Raw genomic sequence first — 1,578 nt, forward strand, 5'->3', positions numbered from 1 at the left:
TGACTTATACTGAAAGTGGTTGTCATTTTTTGCTGCTTGTTACTAAACCGGTTGTCACAATATCTTTTTTTCTTCTAAACTGGTTGTCATTCATAACTTGTTCTTTCTAAAAAAGTTGTCGATTACAAAATAATGGACATTCCGAGCCATCCTTTTTTTCTCGGTAAAAGTTGGCAGGGTTCGATACCCTGTCAACTTTTGGTAACAATGGCATAAACCTTCGCCACCTTTTTTCTCGGTTTTACAAATGTACTTCATTCTTTTATTTTTTTTGCTTTCTTTTTCCATAAATTATCTCCCGGTACTTCTCCTTCATATACATCCATTGGCTTCTTCATTCCAATGCTCATGTGCGGTCTTTGGTAATTATAGAACTGTATCATTTGTGCAATTTCCTCTTTGGCCTGCTGTTCGGATTTAAAGAGTGAAGTTCCATAAATCCATTCAGTTTTGAGTATACCATTCATTCTTTCCGCCACAGCATTATCAGTAGGCTTGTAACACTCTGTCATACTGATACGTATGTGATGCTCTTTTAGTAAACTCACATATAAGTCGCAGGCATATTGTGATCCGCGGTCAGAATGATGGATCGTTCCACATAGATTGCCTCCCCGGGCTTTTTCTATGGCTTGTGAAAGAGCTTTGGCAGTATACTCCGCATGAAGACCAGGAGCCAGTTCCCAACCTAAAACAGCATGTGAATAAGCATCAGTAAGTAAATGTAGATAACATACACCTCCTTCTATCCAGATATAAGTAATATCACTCACCCAAAGATGATTAGGATACCCGACAAGCAGATATTTAATCAAGTTGGGATATTTCATGTACAAATGGTTGGATTGAGTCGTGTATCTGGGTTTTCGGGCAGGAAGCATAAGCTTTTCTGTCCGCAGAAAGTTTAAAAAAGCATCCCTGCCACCCGTTACCTGATGTCCATATAAACCGGAAAGTTCCCAATATAGCTTTAGACCACCCATGCCGGGGTCCTGAGCACGATAATAGGAAATGGCTTCCAGTAAGACTGCTCTTATTTGAGAACGAGTTATAAGAACCTTTTTCTTCTTATAATAAGCCTGACGAGACTTGCCAAACAGACCACAAAGAGTATACAAAGTTAACCTCGGATACTCTTTATGGAGGCTTATTACTGCTTGGCACCATCTTTTTTTAAGATGGAAATACCTTCTTCTTTTTCAGTAATCTCAATCAAGGTCTCGAAAGCACGGGAACGAAGTTTTTCCATTTCCAAAGCTTTCTTTAAATTAAGAATCTGCTCTTGAAGAACTGCTTCTTTGCTCTTTTTACTTTTACCCATCTCATTGCAGGATATAGTTTCAATATCCAAAGATAAAAATTTTGAGTCAAGTGGATAGCGCCTTATCCAAGAAAGTAGGAGCGAATTGGAACTCAAACCCCATTTTCGAACGGTAAAATTGAGAGACGAACTGCAAGAGTAATGATCACGTAACACTTCCAACTTAAATGTTTCACTGTAGAAACGATGTACTTTTTTTTGCATAAATAATAAAATATTATGCAGCAAAAGGGTGTCAACCTAATCCCGTATAAGAC

General features: G+C 38.2%; 2 protein-coding genes. Both read right to left on the reverse strand.

Annotated elements, in window-relative coordinates:
* Window positions 1–254 precede the first annotated feature (254 nt).
* Entirely contained in the window at window positions 255–1,151 is an 897-nt protein-coding gene (locus tag D0T60_RS18410; RefSeq protein WP_370524923.1) for an IS3 family transposase, read from the reverse strand.
* On the reverse strand, window positions 1,151–1,525 hold the full coding sequence (locus tag D0T60_RS18880) for a hypothetical protein (protein ID WP_163219936.1): 375 nt from the start codon (window positions 1,523–1,525) through the stop codon (window positions 1,151–1,153). The genes D0T60_RS18410 and D0T60_RS18880 overlap by 1 nt, the downstream gene beginning before the upstream one ends.
* Window positions 1,526–1,578 lie beyond the last annotated feature (53 nt).

The sequence above is a fragment of the Bacteroides sp. 224 genome (genome assembly GCF_010500995.1).
GTDB lineage: Bacteria > Bacteroidota > Bacteroidia > Bacteroidales > Bacteroidaceae > Bacteroides.